The organism is Maribacter sp. PR1 (assembly GCF_028464145.1).
Lineage (GTDB): Bacteria > Bacteroidota > Bacteroidia > Flavobacteriales > Flavobacteriaceae > Maribacter.
On sequence record NZ_JAQPCG010000004.1, the window covers coordinates 192,876 to 208,740 of the forward strand.

Annotated in this window: 15 protein-coding genes; 13 read left to right on the forward strand and 2 right to left on the reverse strand. The window is 37.1% G+C overall.

Annotation, left to right across the window (positions count from 1 at the left end):
- Positions 1–338 precede the first annotated feature (338 nt).
- The 13 genes from PP182_RS09805 (at position 339) to PP182_RS09865 (ending at position 10,408) form a co-directional block, all read left to right on the forward strand.
- Positions 339–1,328 carry an AraC family transcriptional regulator gene (locus PP182_RS09805; protein ID WP_272651065.1) on the forward strand — a complete coding sequence of 330 codons (990 nt, stop codon included), beginning with the start codon at positions 339–341 and terminating at the stop codon, positions 1,326–1,328.
- Positions 1,329–1,586: 258 nt separating this feature from the next.
- On the forward strand, positions 1,587–2,078 hold the full coding sequence (locus PP182_RS09810) for an anthrone oxygenase family protein (protein WP_272651066.1): 492 nt from the start codon (positions 1,587–1,589) through the stop codon (positions 2,076–2,078).
- 30 nt (positions 2,079–2,108) lie between these two features.
- Positions 2,109–2,519, forward strand: coding sequence for a DUF5367 family protein (locus tag PP182_RS09815; RefSeq protein WP_272651067.1), 411 nt, complete (start codon positions 2,109–2,111; stop codon positions 2,517–2,519).
- A 22-nt stretch (positions 2,520–2,541) separates the two neighbouring features.
- The gene (locus PP182_RS09820) at positions 2,542–3,366 is read left to right on the forward strand and encodes an NmrA family NAD(P)-binding protein (protein WP_272651068.1); all 825 of its coding nucleotides are present in this window, start codon (positions 2,542–2,544) and stop codon (positions 3,364–3,366) included.
- Positions 3,367–3,380: 14 nt separating this feature from the next.
- On the forward strand, positions 3,381–3,812 hold the full coding sequence (locus tag PP182_RS09825) for a hypothetical protein (RefSeq protein WP_272651069.1): 432 nt from the start codon (positions 3,381–3,383) through the stop codon (positions 3,810–3,812).
- A gap of 25 nt (positions 3,813–3,837) precedes the next feature.
- Positions 3,838–5,529: a serine hydrolase domain-containing protein gene (locus PP182_RS09830; protein ID WP_272651070.1), complete on the forward strand. Its 1,692-nt coding sequence runs from the start codon at positions 3,838–3,840 to the stop codon at positions 5,527–5,529.
- Positions 5,526–6,455, forward strand: a complete 930-nt coding sequence (locus PP182_RS09835; RefSeq protein ID WP_272651071.1) for a hypothetical protein — start codon at positions 5,526–5,528, stop codon at positions 6,453–6,455. The genes PP182_RS09830 and PP182_RS09835 overlap by 4 nt, the downstream gene beginning before the upstream one ends.
- Positions 6,439–6,891, forward strand: coding sequence for a GNAT family N-acetyltransferase (locus tag PP182_RS09840; protein WP_272651072.1), 453 nt, complete (start codon positions 6,439–6,441; stop codon positions 6,889–6,891). Before PP182_RS09835 ends, PP182_RS09840 begins: the two co-directional genes overlap by 17 nt.
- Before the next feature lie 52 nt (positions 6,892–6,943).
- Positions 6,944–7,396, forward strand: coding sequence for a GNAT family N-acetyltransferase (locus tag PP182_RS09845; protein ID WP_272651073.1), 453 nt, complete (start codon positions 6,944–6,946; stop codon positions 7,394–7,396).
- A gap of 374 nt (positions 7,397–7,770) precedes the next feature.
- The gene (locus PP182_RS09850) at positions 7,771–8,316 is read left to right on the forward strand and encodes a carboxymuconolactone decarboxylase family protein (protein ID WP_272651074.1); all 546 of its coding nucleotides are present in this window, start codon (positions 7,771–7,773) and stop codon (positions 8,314–8,316) included.
- Between the two features lie 363 nt (positions 8,317–8,679).
- Entirely contained in the window at positions 8,680–9,090 is a 411-nt protein-coding gene (locus PP182_RS09855) for an OsmC family protein (RefSeq protein WP_272651075.1), read from the forward strand.
- A 20-nt stretch (positions 9,091–9,110) separates the two neighbouring features.
- On the forward strand, positions 9,111–9,521 hold the full coding sequence (locus tag PP182_RS09860; protein ID WP_272651076.1) for a nuclear transport factor 2 family protein: 411 nt from the start codon (positions 9,111–9,113) through the stop codon (positions 9,519–9,521).
- 2 nt (positions 9,522–9,523) lie between these two features.
- Entirely contained in the window at positions 9,524–10,408 is an 885-nt protein-coding gene (locus tag PP182_RS09865; protein WP_272651077.1) for a helix-turn-helix domain-containing protein, read from the forward strand.
- 457 nt (positions 10,409–10,865) lie between these two features.
- Here PP182_RS09865 and PP182_RS09870 read toward each other — a convergent pair whose 3' ends face one another.
- Together PP182_RS09870 and PP182_RS09875 are read right to left on the reverse strand one after the other, a co-directional pair.
- A complete protein-coding gene (locus tag PP182_RS09870) occupies positions 10,866–11,891 on the reverse strand; it encodes a phosphotriesterase family protein (RefSeq protein ID WP_272651078.1) in 1,026 nt (341 codons plus the stop codon).
- Between the two features lie 1,786 nt (positions 11,892–13,677).
- Positions 13,678–15,864, reverse strand: a complete 2,187-nt coding sequence (locus PP182_RS09875) for a xanthine dehydrogenase family protein molybdopterin-binding subunit (RefSeq protein WP_272651079.1) — start codon at positions 15,862–15,864, stop codon at positions 13,678–13,680.
- Between the last annotated feature and the right edge of the window lies 1 nt (position 15,865).

The following is a 15,865-nucleotide window of genomic DNA, read 5'->3' on the forward strand; positions in this document are numbered from 1 at the left end:
GCCATCTATTCCCGCCGAAAATGAACTTCTACTATCCCTCTTTATTTTATCATGTAATACCTATTTTAAATCCTTATTACTATCTTGTCAGTATGGTTAGTCAGAATGGCAAAGGAACCGATTGCCCGAAATAATCATGGAAATCCATGTTAATGGTTTTTTGGTGAGAAACGCCTAATGATTGGCTTAAAGAATAGTACCATATAATTGGAAGAAGCATCTACGAGTAAAAAATCAATAGATTCTTTTTTTTATGAACCTATACTAGCCATAGTAATTTTTAGCGAAGGGCATGTCTACCAAAAATTAAATAATGAAGTTATTAGTGCTGACACAAAATGAATTACTTCTCTGTTCGTCTTTATGAAAAAATTCTTAATTGTGCTATTGCCGAAGGTTTAACCAGCAAGGATTTAAAAGATTTGACCATTTCACCGGAAGATGCCGAAAGTTTAAAATTTGTTTCAGCCGATGAACATCTAAGAGCCCATGAATTACTAAATCAAAAACTTAAACCTGGGTTTGCCATTAGAGTAGGTCAGCAGATGAAAATAGATGATTATGGTGTTCTAGGGTTATCATGGAGAACCTGTTCTAGAGTTAGGGAAATTTTTGATCGAAGCGAGCGCTACTTTAAGTTGCTTTCCAATACCTATAATTGGGAAGTCCAGGAGGGAGCGTCTATTTCCCAAATAATTCTCAACAGGGAAGCCCATAAAAGAGGTATGCAACTATCTTCTGAAGCTAGTTTGTCCGCTACCGTAGTCGTGATTCAGGCAATGTCCGAAAAAAAATTAGGGCCTGTAGAAGTATGCTTTAAACATAATCCTCCCAAAGACTTAACCAGCTTTACCGAAGCTTTCAAATGTAAGATAAACTTCAATCAACCCCAATATTCGATAAGTTATAGAACCATTGACCTTAATTTAAGGACAGCCAAGGCAGATGCAAGCATCAATGAATATTTATTAAAACAGGTTGATGAGGAGACCAAGGGCATCAAGATCCAGAGTAATAAATTTGTACAAGATGTTGAATTATTAATTCAAGATGCACTTCCTACTGGAATTCCCAGTATTCATTATATTGCCGACCTTACGGCTATGAGTAACCGTACACTGACAAGAAGACTGTCTGAAGCTGGTGTCACCTACAGGGACTTAATTAAAAAAACGCAGGAAACCATCGCAATGGATATGCTGAGCAATACGAATCAAAGCATAGGCGAAATCGCCTTCTTAACAGGTTTTTCCGAGCAAAGTGCGTTCAATCGTGCATTTAAAAAATGGACGGGCCTAACACCATCAGAATTTAGAAAACCCAATTAAAACTTACCATTTGGCGTAAAATGTCAAATCATTGTCTTTAAGTGTCAAAAATCCCTTTTGAACACTTCTCACCTTTGTATCATCAAATTAGTTAAATCAAATTAACGATGGTCACCTTAGTAAAACTTTTAGTAATAATGATAACATCCATTACAGTTCATTCAATGGATGCTTATGAGAAAGGCAAAAATATAAAACTCACCGCTTCCGAGTATCTAGAATTATTAACCTGGATACCATCCAATAAAACTTTAACCCATGGAATTTAAACTAAAATTTATAGTGTTAGTTCTCGGCATACTATTTACGGGACTTACAGCTGGCTTGTGCTTTACTTGGTCCAATGCCGTAACACCCGGGATTGGTCGTCTAGACAATCTAACCTTCTTAAAATCTTTTCAATCAATGAATAGAGCCATAATTAATTGGAAATTTATGATTGTATTTTTTGGACCGGTTTTACTGCTCTTTCTTAACACTTATCTATTTAAGGAAAACAACACCAGCTTTTGGCTATTTCTAATAGCAGCACTACTCTTCTTTGCGGGAATAGGTTTGGTCACCATTTTGGGTAACGTACCCTTAAATGAAGTTTTGGACAAATCGCATCTAGAGGAACTTTCAAAAATTGAATTGCAAGAACTTAGAAACAAATTTGAACAGCCTTGGAACCGCTGGCATACCATAAGAACAATCTCCTCTATTAGTGCTTTTGTGCTCTTAATCATGGGAATTCTTTACTCAAAATAAGACAACTCATCAATCAAAAAACGAACAATCATGAAACTAACAAGAACTATTGGATTCGGACTACTTATTTGGATAATCGGAGTGAATTTATATGCACTATCCTTTTATCTACCCATTCTAGAAGATTCTGAAAAACAAGCCAATATATGGCTGTCAATAATCATAATACCCGTGGTTTGGTTTTGTTCCAAACTGTATTTCAAAAAAGACATTACTACACACGGTCTATGGATAGGGCTTATTTTCTTTGGTATATCGGCAATTTTGGATGCATTAATAACTGTTCCCTTTACCATATTGCCCTATGGCGGTACCTATTATGACTTCTTTGTCAACTTCGGTTTTTGGTTCATTGGTTTGGAATTTATAGTAACCACGTACCTCTGTTGGTACATCAATGTTAGGAGTAAAAGAACAATATCAAAAGTTTCACACAATTAATATCAATTTAAAACAAACAGAAATGAAAACAGAAAACATTTTAGTTATCGGAGGAACCGGAAAAACCGGACGTCGAGTAGCAAAAAACTTAAAGGAAGTTGGTCATAACATCAGAGTTGTGGGTAGAAATACAACTCCTGCCTTTGATTGGGAAAATCCTGAAACCTATGACGCGGCTTTAAAGGACATGGACAGGGCCTACATTGTCTATTATCCAGATTTGGCCGTACCTGGCTCCAGAAATGCTATTACTACACTGACCAAAAAAGCCTTGGAAGCTGGTTTGGAAAAAGTAGTTTTATTATCCGGCAAAGGAGAGACGGAGGCTGAAGCCTGTGAGGATATCGTTGCCAATTCAGGTTTAAACTACACCTTGGTTAGAGCTTCTTGGTTCAATCAAAATTTTAGTGAAGGTGCTTTTTTAGATTTTGTTCTTGACGGTGTAGTTGCACTACCCATGCCAAAGGCCGAAATTCCTTTCGTGGATGCAGATGATATTGCCGATGTCGTTTCCAAGGTACTAGTCGATGATTCGTACAACGGACAAACCATAACCGTTACCGGACCGCAAAAAAGAACCTTTAAGGAGGTGGTTGCTATTATGTCAGAAGCTTCTCATAAGCACATCCAATTTGTACCCATCTCCATAGATGAGTTTAAGGAGGGAATGCGAAAAGCAGGCTTGCCCGATTCCTATGTTTGGCTCTTCGGTTATTTATTCAAAGAAGTACTGGGAAATCCAGATAACCAAGAAGTTTCTAATGATGTTGCCAAAGTGCTAGGTAGACCCGCTAAAGATTTTGAAACCTATGCTAGAGAAACTGCTGCAACTGGTATTTGGAATTAGGGAAAAGGAATCAAATGATATTAAAAAAGAGTACAATTTCGTTCGTTATCCTTTTGTATGCTGTGGCCGTCCCATTTCTAGAAATTAATGACACACATGTGTTTAATCCAGATTGGACTCCACATGCTAAAATTCATGAAGTTTGGCAACTTCTTACCAACTCTTCAATCGGCATATTCTGCCTTTGGTTAGTTTGGGTAAAAAAAGAACTAAAAACAAGCGTACTAATAAGTATGCTTGTTACTGGTGGATTTTTAATTGCTTATAGCATTCAAAATTTATATGGCGGTTCAATGAAATACTTAGATGGAAGTGAAAAAACCATTCTGGGTTTGAATATAGGTGTTGTTGGGTTTGGAGTGGGTTTTATACTATTATCAATACTTTATTTTAAAACTCATAATCATGGTGAAAAACTTAACAATAGATGGTTAAAAGGGCTTTAGAATTGTCTGAAATAATTAATATAACATGGAAACAAATTTAAAATCAAGGGTAATTCTTCTTCTTATTTTATGTGCTATCAAAACATCTGCTCAAAACAATATTGAGGAAATCAACACCCATCGCACAGCCATAAAAATCGATAGCCTGTTAAGTGGTTATAATGAGACCGAACCAGGCGTTGCAATTGGTCTTGTACAGAAAAATGAATTGATATATGAAAAGTACTTTGGAATGGCCAATCTTGATTATGAGATACCGATTCATAAAGGGACTTCTTTTCATGTGGCTTCCGTATCTAAACAATTTACCGCGTTTGCCATACTCTTACTTGAAGATGAAGGAAAACTGTCTTTAGAAGATGATATTAGGATCTACCTGCCCGAGATGCATAAGTTTGAGCCTAAAATTACCATTAGCCATTTGTTAAATCACACCAGTGGACTAAAAGATAAGTATAACCTATTACGCCTTTCAGGCTGGACGCTAAATGATGTCATTACAAATGAACAGGTGTTAGAGCTTATTTTCAATCAAGAGAGCTTAAATTTCAAGCCCAACGAAAAACATATGTACAGCAATGCTAACTATGCACTGTTGGCCGAAATAGTGGCGCGTGTATCGAAAATGTCCTTTGCAGAATTTACGCATCAGCGCATTTTTGAACCGCTACAAATGGAGGATTCTAAATTCGTTGATCAAGAAGGACAGGTTGTTAAAAACAAAAGTCTTTCATATTACAAAGTCGATTCAATTTATGTGGAAGATCTATTTAATAATTTCAGCGTTGGCGCTACCAATTTGAACACGACAATTACAGATCTGAGTAAATGGGCCATTAACTATGACACAAAAAAAGTAGGTAGCGAAGCGATTTTTAATAAAATGCAAACCCTAAAGCACTTAAATAATGGGGAAACCTATGGCTACGCAAATGGTTTATTTATCAATACCTACGAGGGATTCAAACGTATAGAACATAGTGGCCAAGATGCCAGCTATCAAGCCTATTTGGCTACTTTTCCAGAATTGAACTTGAGCGTGATTTTCACCAATATAAATGGCGAAATCAATGGTGCTAGAATGGTGTATGATATCATGGACATTTGTTTAGAACAATATGTAGGCAATGAAGCGACCAAAAAACCAACTGAAGAAAAATTGACCCATCAAAAACCAATTTCAAAAACACCTGCGGAGTTAAGACGTTATGAAGGCCATTATTGGGATGAAGGAGATAGCTATTCAAGAGAAATAAAAGTAGAAAACGACACCTTACGTTTCATTACAAAGAATGGAACTACTACTTTAGTGCCCGTGGACGAACATGCTTTTGAACTGGATATTGATGACTATGTGGGTATCTCCTTTGCAAACAACCAGATGATTATCACTTTGGATGATGGCTATCAGATTTATACGGAAAAATATGTGCCTGCACATTACACTGCAACGACACTTGAAGAATTTACAGGAAGGTATTACAGTTCTGAGTTAAACGCCTATTACTCGTTTTATATTGAAGAAGACCAGCTAATAGCAAAACATACAAGACTTGGGAACTTTCCACTAAAAGCAATCAAAAATGACTATTTCATCGGTAATAAAGGATCTTTTCTAAAAGTAGTTATTGTAAGAAACTCGTCTAATGATGTGAGAGGTTTTGAAGTATCGAGCAGCAGGGCGAAAAATGTGTTGTTCACAAAATTAAAATCATGAAAGTACCATACTTTACATTCTTATTCTTCGCATTCCTTTCATTTTCTTGTAAAAAAGGAGCCACATCAAATTTAATGTTGCTAGATGCGAACATTCCAACAAATAAGCCTCTGGTTTTTGGTGAAGGTATTATCTCTACCCATAGTTATGAGTTTGCAATCACATTTACTCCAGAAATGGATGAACTCTATTTTACACGTAGGAAACCTGAAGAGGACAATAAAATTTATACTATGAAAATGGTTGATGGCAAGTGGTCTAATCCAGAGCCCGCATTTTTTACAGCAACTGAAGGCTGGGATTTTGAGCCTCATATTAGTCCTAAAGGAGACAAACTATATTTTGGAAGTACAAGACCACTACCAGACTCTTTAAAATCAAATGGACTTCACCAATGGTATAGTACGAAAACTCAGAATGGATGGAGCAATCCTGTTCCATTAGAACATCCATTTATGGACAAATTCATCATCATGTATTTAACCTCTTCAGAAAATGAGAACCTATATTTCACAACTGGAGAAAAAGGAGACAAACCCGAAGATTGGGTGATATACAACTCTGAGAAAGAAGAAGGTCAATACAAAAGTATTGATAGAATGAGTAACGCAATAAATGGCACTGGAAAATGGGTCGCCCACTCATACATTGCTCCAGACGAAAGCTATCTCATCTATGATTATAAGAGTGATTTAGGCTTTGGGGAAAGTGATCTGTACATCAGCTTTAACAAAAATGGAACATGGACAAAGCCTTACAATCTAGGGCCTAAAGTAAACACTGAACAAACTGAAATGGCAGCAAATGTCTCATTAGATGGCAAGTATTTATTTTTTCATAGAGGAAATGAAAATGAGGGCAATATTTATTGGTTAGAATTTGAACCTATTAAAGAAAAAATTAAAAACGATGTGGGAAATAGATAACATCTATAAAAATGAATATCAAGAAGTCGTAGAGCTTTGGGAAGCTTCAGTTCGGGCAACGCATCATTTTCTCAAAGAAGATGATATTGAATTTTTTAAGCCTCTAATTCTAAACACTTATTTAGATGCCGTTGAATTGAAGTGCATAAGAAATAATGATAAAAAAATAATTGGTTTTTTAGGAGTAGCTGATCATAATCTTGAAATGCTTTTTATTCATCCTAACTTTAGAGGAAAAGGAATAGGAAAAATACTTTTGATTTATGCTGTAGACTTTTTGAAAGTGACAAAAGTAGACGTAAATGAACAGAATCAGCAAGCTGTTGGATTTTACAAACATTTTGGGTTTGAAACTATTAAACGCTCTGAATTGGATGCTTCTGGAAAACCCTACCCAACTTTGCACATGTGTTTACATCAATTAAAGAATAAGTAAAAAATTCAGCATCAGAAATTGAAAAATAGAAACTCGCTAAAACAAATTAAAGATGAACTTTAGAAAAGCAACAATATCTGATGTTCCGCTAATTGTAGAAATGATAGCAGATGATGAATTAGGTAAAACAAGAGAAGATTTTAGGATACCATTGCCAAAACCATATTATAGCGCATTTGAAAATATTAACTCTGATGAAAATCAAGAACTCATGGTAGTAGAAAATGATAAGCTTGAAATTGTTGGTACTATGCAATTATCATATTTACAATACTTAACCTACCAAGGAGGCATTCGCGCACAAATTGAAGGGGTACGCGTACACAAGGACCATCGAGGTTTGGGAATAGGTAAAATTATATTTGAATGGGCCTTCCAAAGAGCCAAGGAGCGTAATGCACATCTATTACAGTTGACCACAGACAAAAAACGTCCAGACGCCATTCGGTTTTATGAATCTCTTGGATTTAAAGCCAGCCATGAAGGTATGAAAATGCATTTTTAAAAAAATTCAATATTAAAGGAAAAAACTTCAGTCAATTTGAACGGAAGAGGTTATATAAATAGTGATGTTTTGTTTGATAGCCTCCCTTGTTTGATTCAATTTGAATCAAGCCAGTTTTCTATCGAATTATTCATTAAATATCCCTGAGTATCCTTAGTATTATAAAGGCAAGCCTAAGAAAAAGATTTCACATTCCTTAAGCTTAAGGAATAACAAGGTTGTAAGATTTCTTAGTCAAAAAGAACTTGGGTTGACAAACTTTAAAGCTTAAGGAAAATTATCCATTCATTGGGGAAGATCATCCATTTTAAGCAACTACCATTTGCTTCAACTTTGCAGTGTCAATAATGACAAACAATTTTAATTATAATCAAATGGAAAATGTAACCGCAACAGAATTTAATGTTCCAACTCGAGAAGAAGTATCTCCAATCAATCAAGAGATTTTTGACAATCTAAACAAAGCGTTGGGCTTTGTGCCAAATCTATATGCCACCATAGCGTATTCAGATAATGGCCTTAAACGATTTTTAGATTACCAGAATGCAAAAACATCGTTATCCAATAAAGAAAAGGAAGCGGTAAACCTAATTGTAAGTCAGGTAAACGAATGTGCTTATTGCCAAAGTGCACATACTGTTTTGGGAAAAATGAATGGGTTTAGCGATGAACAATTATTGGACATTCGAAAAGGAAAGAGCAGCAACGCGAAATTGGATGCCTTAGTAAAATTAGCAGCTGATATAACCTTGAACCGAGGCAAAGCAAGTGGGGAAAAGATTGATGAGTTCTTCGCCCAGGGCTATACCAAGGAGCACCTCGTAGATGTCATTCTTCAGGTGAGCGATAAAACCGCAATGAACTATTTACACAATCTTACTAAAGTACCCGTAGATTTCCCAATAGCGCAAACATTATAATATTTTAAGGGAAGTGGGCATTTGCATACTTCCCTTTTTAAATTTTAAAGCCAAAAAAATGAATTCATTAAACAACATAATTCAGTTTTTAAGAAAAAATCCAAACCATACCAAAGAAAAATCACCGGAAGGGTTTTGTCCTAATTGCTGGGGAAGACAGGAATATGGGGGCACTTTTATAATGCCTTAAAATCTGAAAGCCCAAAAGATATGGAACTAAAAAAGGGGTGGATCACAACATATGTTGAGCAAAATTTAAAAAGTATACAAATACCGGCAAAGACTGTAAAACCTTTATGTAACGTTTGTTTTGAAAGTTTTCCTCGATAAGCATCCGGAATATTAAACACCAATTTTGTAAAAATGGCAACAAAAATTAATATCAAGAACATACCCACAGGCTACCAATCCATCATCACAAATGGTAGGCATAGCATAGTAGGTGACGAACCTGAAAAGGTAAATGGAACTGATTTGGGCATGACACCTACAGAACTTGTCTTGGCAGGTATCGCTATGTGCAAGGTGGCGACTATTAGAAATATAGCCAGAAGCAAGAATATCGAAATAGAAAATATAGATGCGGAACTTTCTCAAATAACAAAAAGAAATACCGAGGGCAACTATACCACGGAAGTAAATTCCGCTATTAAAATTTCAGGAAACATAACGCCAGAGCAAAAAGCAATGCTGATTCAAGAAGCAGATAATTGCTATGTTACTAGGCTAATAAAAGGAGATTGGGTCTTAAATGATTCCACCGATGTACATTAACCGCAATAAAAATTGAAAAAATGAAAAAATATCCGCTACCCCCTTTTACCGAAGAAACTGCAAAACTCAAAGTACAAATGGCAGAAGATGCCTGGAATACAAAGGACCCCGTACAAGTTTCAAAAGCCTATACCGTAGATTCCAAATGGAGAAATAGAACCCAATTCATAAATGGTAGAGCGGAAATCGTAGACTTTTTAACCCAAAAATGGAAAAACGAAAAGAATTATAAGCTTAAAAAAGAGCTTTGGGGTTTTAGAGAAAATAGAATGGCCGTACGATTTGAGTATGAATTTCAAGATATTTACGACCAATGGTATAGAGCCTACGGAAACGAACTCTGGGAATTTGATGAAAACGGGCTGATGAAAAAACGATTTGCAAGTATTAATGATTTAAAAATTAAGGAAGAAGATAGAAAACTTAAATAGTTGTGATACAAACAAATACATATACCCTAATTGAACCTCGAACAGGAAATTTGGCACTTAAAATCTGTGATTTCGAAAAGGAAAACCCTTTTGACCAAATTCAAAGACTAAACCATTATTCACTTATTTGGATTCGAAAAGGACGTGGAAAATTAAACTCAGAGCTCCATGAATATGATTTTAAGGAGAACATGTTGTTATCATTTTCTCCATATCAACCTTTTACGCTTTGTTTTGATGGTGAGGCTAAGGGTACGGTCATTCAATTTCATCCCGACTTTTTCTGTATTCATAAACACCATCAGGAAGTTGCTTGTCACGGCGTCTTGTTCAATAATATTTATGACACACCCACAGTCCGTGTGGATGAAAAATCTGCAATGAACTTTGAGATGGTAGTTGACCAACTTCAAGAAGAGATTAAGAAGTCTGCATTGGCCCAATATGAATTGCTGATCTCCTATTTAAAAATATTTCTGATCACGGCATCCAGACTTAAAAGAGACCAACAATCTGATAATGAAGATTCTCCTATTAATAAAGAGGAACCATATATTTTACAGAACTTAAAGAATTATATCGAAACACATTATAAGACAAAACACTCTGCGAGTGATTACGCAGACATGCTAGCCATTACACCCAAAGCATTAACCAAAATCACAAAATCACACTTTAACAAAACATTGACCGATTTAATCTCTGAACGTATCGTTATTGAGGCCAAAAGAGAATTGTATTTAACCAATAAAACAATAAAGGAAATTGCCTTTGAATTAGGATACAACGATGAATATTATTTTAGTCGATTTTTTAAAAAAAATGCGGATGTCTCACCGCAGATATATAGGGAAACTGTTGGTTTTAATAGAGCAGCCGCTACTTAATGATAACCCAATCTTCGATACCAGTGTTGAACAAGAAAGTTTTATCCTTTTCGTTTCGGTTATTCAACAACCCAGAATTTAAAATTCATGAACATAAAGAAGGGAGAAATATAGAATAATAAAGTTGAGTAATACACCTGTAATGGCAACCAATTTGACGCTTACCTATACTTCAACAAAACTACATTATTGGTACATCTTTGTTTAAATAAATTGGTGGCATGCATTTTATACTAAAAAAGCAACACTTCACACAATTCCATTATAAAAATTGGTATTGCGTTTTTAGATTAGTATAAAATAAGAACTCTATGTATTCGCTTACCTACTTCATCTCAATTGCTGCCATCTTCCTTAGCGTAAATGCAATTATTTACATTTTGACAGGACTTATCAGAAATCGATTTAACCGCTAGATATTTCGGAGATTTTTTGAAAAAGGTCATACTGGAAGATGTTATTCCTTTCTTACACCAATGGAATAGGCCCTTTTTGGATTGTCCTTAAGTATTATATCCAAGTCATCTTGAGTAAAACCATTTTCCTTAAGCCGCGGAATGAGCTTGGTAAACAGATCCGTATACCCTCTGTAATCCCCCCCATCTTTTTCTCCTACATCATACCAACCTGCATCATGTGATATTAGAATATGGTCCAATATCCCATTAGCCTTAAGATCCAAAAGTATTTTAACGAACCATTCAATATTTCCAAGACTGCCATTGCCGTCCGATGATTGACCATTTATATGGTCCAGTGAAATCCAGGCCCCTTGGCCTGCTGCCCTTAGATACCCCTCCAGGGTTCCGTTTTGGGCATGTGTCCAAACGAATGCTTTGGGAGACACCCCCATTTCTTTCAACACCTTCAGTTGTGCCATCGCAGGCCCGTCGCTTCCCGTATGCGAGACTATGGTCATACCGGTTTCCAAATGTGTCAATGCAGCCGCCCTGATCAAATTCTCATGTGTTCCCGATAGCAGAGCTTGGTCATCCACGGACATCTTTATGAACCCCGGTCTAATGCCGGAGCTATCGATTCCAAACCTGAACTCTTCGATCCAATGCGCTGCCATTTTTTCCGGAGAATCGTTCACGAGCGTTTCAGGAATATATTTGTTGTTACCGGATCCATAATAACCGGTATTTGTAAGGATATGAATTCCGGTCCGCTCAGATAATTGCTTCAACACATAGGGATCACGACCGAGATATGCAGGAGTACAATCAAGAAAGGTAGCTACGCCATGTTCCCCAAGTTCTTCCAAATAGGGCAATACTATTTCGACGATCTCATCCCTGTCCCAACGATGGTAGCCCGTACTGTCTGCCCCGATCCAATCTACCATAATATGTTCATGAATAAGTGCAAGGCCCATTTTTTCGGGCTTAATAGGACCGTTCACGGTAATTATTTGCGCCCATAGAAAATAAGGAGCTAGCACTAAGAAACCTATCCATGAAAACTTGAAAGACTCTTTCATTTTTGATTCTTAAAGGGAAGTTCAAAATTGCCACTGTATGATTTTTTCAAAAATCTTATGCATAGGTCAATTAATTGAACTTTTACGGAAAATACCAAAAATATACCTTCAATATAAAACTTTTTCAAAAGGTATTTTTCATAAAGATTCTAAAAGTGCACTTTAAAAGATGAATTAACAAAACGATTAAACAGACTTACTGAAGGAACAATTCAGTATACACCAGCAGTCCTATAATACAGCTATTAAAAAGGGTGGTAAGAATATTTGGTACCTAGTCCCATCATTAAAAAGTTTAGCGGCTCGGCAAAATTGGGTGAGGGGTACTTAAAAAGAAAGGGGATGGACTTTGATGAAGGTCCATCCCCTTTAATAGGTATGAAATTTTCTGCTAGTGCAGATCATTTGGCATTGACCAACGAATTCTTTTGCTATCCTCTTGATTAGAAAGGAATGTAAGCCCTCTAGATTCCATTGGTGATTGATTGATGAAGGTTCTCATGATTGATGTTTATTGATTGATGTGTTGTTCTAAATCGTAATTAGCGATTAAAGTTGCGGTACTGTGCCCATTGTGCTCTTTTGCTATTGCTAAAAGAGGAAAAGTACTGTCCTGTTCTTGATTCTGTTACCGTATTGTTGAATGATGCTTTCATGATTTCTTTGTTTATATTGATTGATGATTGTTTTTTTTGATTCAGACTATCTGTTGAAATTCCTGTACTGTGCCCATTGAGCTCTTTTACTATTACTAAAAGATGAAAAGTACTGTCCTGTTCTTGATTCTGTTGCCGTATTGTTGAATGATGCTTTCATGATATTTTTGTTTTTTATAGATTGATGATTGTTTTTTTAAGATACAGACTATCTGTTGAAATTTCTGTACTGTGCCCATTGAGCTCTTTTGCTGTTGCTAAAAGAGGAAAAGTACTGTCCTGTTCTTGATTCTGTTGCCGTATTGTTGAATGATGCTTTCATAGTTTCTTTAATTTTATAAATTGATGTTTAATAGTTGTTTTTAAATTGCACTACATCTACTAGACGACACTAATTTCATTTTGTTACAGTACTATGCATAAAAAGGTACTATATTATGTAATATTTAACATTTTAAAAAGACTTCTATTAGATTAAATTTATTTTAAACATTTGACATATAGATACTTGTGATATATTCAGAAAATAGAAGCTATTTAATAAAAAAGGTGAAGTAAATTACTAGTTTCTGCAAAAGCACATAATTTCTACAGATTAAGGAATATAGAAATGCTTATTTAGAAGAGTTATAGTAGTATGCTTTAATACGAACCCAGTTAATTTTTTTCGTCGTTGCTCTTAAGTAACTTTTCATGCAACTATCCTTTTTAAAGGTATATAGTATAACTACTGGAATCCCTCAAGCCGATTTCAGAAAAAATCCTACGCGTTGCAAATTACATTTTTTGTAAAGAGTATCAAGGTTTATTATAATTAGGTGGATTAACGAAAATACAGTAAGAAATCATATAAAGGACTCCCTACCCTTTGCTTCCTACCTCCATTTACTCGTAGATTGTTTATACACATCGCATCCAAAGATGCGTACTAATTCCTGTTGATCTATAAGCATAATAATGCCATATCCTTGCCTTACTTAATACCGCTATACATCTTTAATGATTCGCCAATTTCCTATTTTCCATCTGAAAATCATTTTCTTTTACAGTACGAACTTGGTCCTCGCTCGCTATATGGTCTAATCAAACCTTAATTTTAGTTGCTAACTTAACTACAGCGCTTTGGTGTTTTAACTATTTAATACCTCCAATACGCGTTCCGGGGTAAAGGGCATGTGTCTTAGCCGTTTGCCCGTTAACTTTAAAAATGCGTTTGCAATGGCTCCTGCCACCATGGGTGTCGCAGTTTCCCCCACCCCTTCAGGATGTTCCGCAGATGGGATAATCACCGTTTCAATACTATCGGGCACCTCCTGCATACGCAACAGTTGATAGTCGTCATAATTTCGTTGTTGTACTTTACCGTCTACCAAGGTAATCTGCTCTTTAAGTGCCGAGCTTATACCCATAATGATTCCGCCTTCCATTTGTGCTTTTACATTGTTGGGTTGTACTACCACACCTGCATCCAAGGCAATCCAAAATCGATGCACCGTAATTTGACCTGTGTTATAGTTTACCGATATCTCACATACTCCTGTGCCCAAGGAACCATGTTCTACAAAGGCCACACCTTTGGCACGACCTTCGGCAGAAGGGGAGTTCCAGTCCGAGATTTTAGCGACTTTCTCTAGCGTGGCCAAGGCCCTTGGCGCATTAATCATAAGTTTCCTTCGAAAGTCAATCGGATCTATACTATGATCATAGGCCACTTCATCCAACATGGCCTCAATAGCAAATTTGTTGGGTCCATGTCCCACCGAACGCCAATGCTTTAAACGTACCCCATGTGAGGCCTCTCTCCATTCTACCCATTGGTTGGGTATGGTATAATGATCGTTCCGTGCACCACTGGCCACCAAATTACCACCATCGCCCACCACGCAGTGCCAGAAACCGGTTAGATTTCCCTGGGCATCTGTACTTACTCTTAGTCGTTGGAGTGTCAAGGGCCTAAAGGCGCCATAGGTAACATCATCTTCCCGTGTCCAAATTAATTTTACGGGTTGTGGTGCCATAGCCTTGGCCAAGCTACCACATTCCAAAACAAAATCGTTCATACTTCGTCTTCCAAAACCACCGCCCAAATACTGCAAATTTACTTTTACAGCTTCATGAGGAATGCCCAATAGATCAGGAATACCTAGTTTGGTATCCGCTCCTTGCTGGCTGCCCACCCATACTTCGGCACTTTGCCCATCTTGGGCCACCTGCACTACGGCATTGAGTGGTTCCATTTGAGCATGATACACATAATCATTTTTAAAGTCCGCTTCGTACGTTTTGGACGCATTGTGCATTGCAAGTTCCACATCACCCAATTCGTTGACAGTATCACCCTTTTTTAAGGCATTAGCCCTTTGGGCATAGGTAGAATAAATTTCTTGAGAATTGAACCCTTTGGGTAGGGCATCGCCCCATTCGATGTTAAGAGCATCCTTAGCACTCAAGGCGGCCTCCAAAGTATTGGCCACTACCCCAATAGCATAATCAAAGGGCACTACTTTTAGTACACCTTCCATGGCCAAGATCTCCGACTCATTGGTCAAGGTGGGTTTTGCTCCATGCATGGAACCCCGCTCCAAAACACCATAGACCATATTGGGCAAACGAAGGTCAATGGCAAAAAGGGCACTTCCATCTACTTTTTCAGGAATTTCTGTTCTGGGAATTTCATTTCCAATTAACTTAAAATCCTTTGGGTTCTTTAATCCTGATTCGGTGAAATCGGGCAAGGTTTCAGGCATGCTCAAATGAGACACCAAGTCGCCATAGCCTATTTTTTGGCCGCTCTTTTCATGGATGACCTCACTTTGGTCCGTGGTCAATTCATCAAATGGCACTTTCCAATACCCCGCTGCCGAATGCAGCAAAACATAACGTGCTTGTGCTCCTGCTTTTCGCATTACAGGATAATAGCTTTTGGTGGTTCGGCTACCCACTGTGAACATAAGTTTAGAACCGGGCTGCCAGCCTTCGGAGCCATATATCTCGGACTCCTGGGGCGAGAATTCAACGTTCACTCTAGACCAATCTGCATCCATTTCCTCTGCAAAGATTAAAGGCAGGGCAGTCATAGATCCCTGTCCCATTTCGGCAGCTGGATTGTAAATGGTAATTTGGCCGTCTTCGGTAATCCGTACCCAAGCGGTGACGCCATGTTTTGTCAATTGTCTTTGAACCCCTTTGGAATCCGAACATGACAACAAATTAGGCAATAGGCCTGAAGCTCCAATAAAAAGGGCCACACCTCCAGAAGATTTTAAGAACTTCCTGCGGCTAAACGGTGAAATCGTTTTTGTATTCGTATTGCTCATA

What these genes read in the sequence shown, in the direction of transcription:
- PP182_RS09845 (WP_272651073.1), top strand. Translation starts at nt 6,944, where the DNA reads ATGAACTTTAGAAAAGCAACAATATCTGATGTTCCGCTAATTGTAGAA.
- PP182_RS09860 (WP_272651076.1), top strand. Translation starts at nt 9,111, where the DNA reads ATGAAAAAATATCCGCTACCCCCTTTTACCGAAGAAACTGCAAAACTC.
- PP182_RS09840 (WP_272651072.1), top strand. Translation starts at nt 6,439, where the DNA reads ATGTGGGAAATAGATAACATCTATAAAAATGAATATCAAGAAGTCGTA.
- PP182_RS09820 (WP_272651068.1), top strand. Translation starts at nt 2,542, where the DNA reads ATGAAAACAGAAAACATTTTAGTTATCGGAGGAACCGGAAAAACCGGA.
- PP182_RS09815 (WP_272651067.1), top strand. Translation starts at nt 2,109, where the DNA reads ATGAAACTAACAAGAACTATTGGATTCGGACTACTTATTTGGATAATC.
- PP182_RS09825 (WP_272651069.1), top strand. Translation starts at nt 3,381, where the DNA reads ATGATATTAAAAAAGAGTACAATTTCGTTCGTTATCCTTTTGTATGCT.
- PP182_RS09835 (WP_272651071.1), top strand. Translation starts at nt 5,526, where the DNA reads ATGAAAGTACCATACTTTACATTCTTATTCTTCGCATTCCTTTCATTT.
- PP182_RS09870 (WP_272651078.1), bottom strand. Translation starts at nt 11,891, where the DNA reads ATGAAAGAGTCTTTCAAGTTTTCATGGATAGGTTTCTTAGTGCTAGCT.
- PP182_RS09830 (WP_272651070.1), top strand. Translation starts at nt 3,838, where the DNA reads ATGGAAACAAATTTAAAATCAAGGGTAATTCTTCTTCTTATTTTATGT.
- PP182_RS09855 (WP_272651075.1), top strand. Translation starts at nt 8,680, where the DNA reads ATGGCAACAAAAATTAATATCAAGAACATACCCACAGGCTACCAATCC.
- PP182_RS09805 (WP_272651065.1), top strand. Translation starts at nt 339, where the DNA reads ATGAATTACTTCTCTGTTCGTCTTTATGAAAAAATTCTTAATTGTGCT.
- PP182_RS09875 (WP_272651079.1), bottom strand. Translation starts at nt 15,864, where the DNA reads ATGAGCAATACGAATACAAAAACGATTTCACCGTTTAGCCGCAGGAAG.
- PP182_RS09850 (WP_272651074.1), top strand. Translation starts at nt 7,771, where the DNA reads ATGGAAAATGTAACCGCAACAGAATTTAATGTTCCAACTCGAGAAGAA.
- PP182_RS09810 (WP_272651066.1), top strand. Translation starts at nt 1,587, where the DNA reads ATGGAATTTAAACTAAAATTTATAGTGTTAGTTCTCGGCATACTATTT.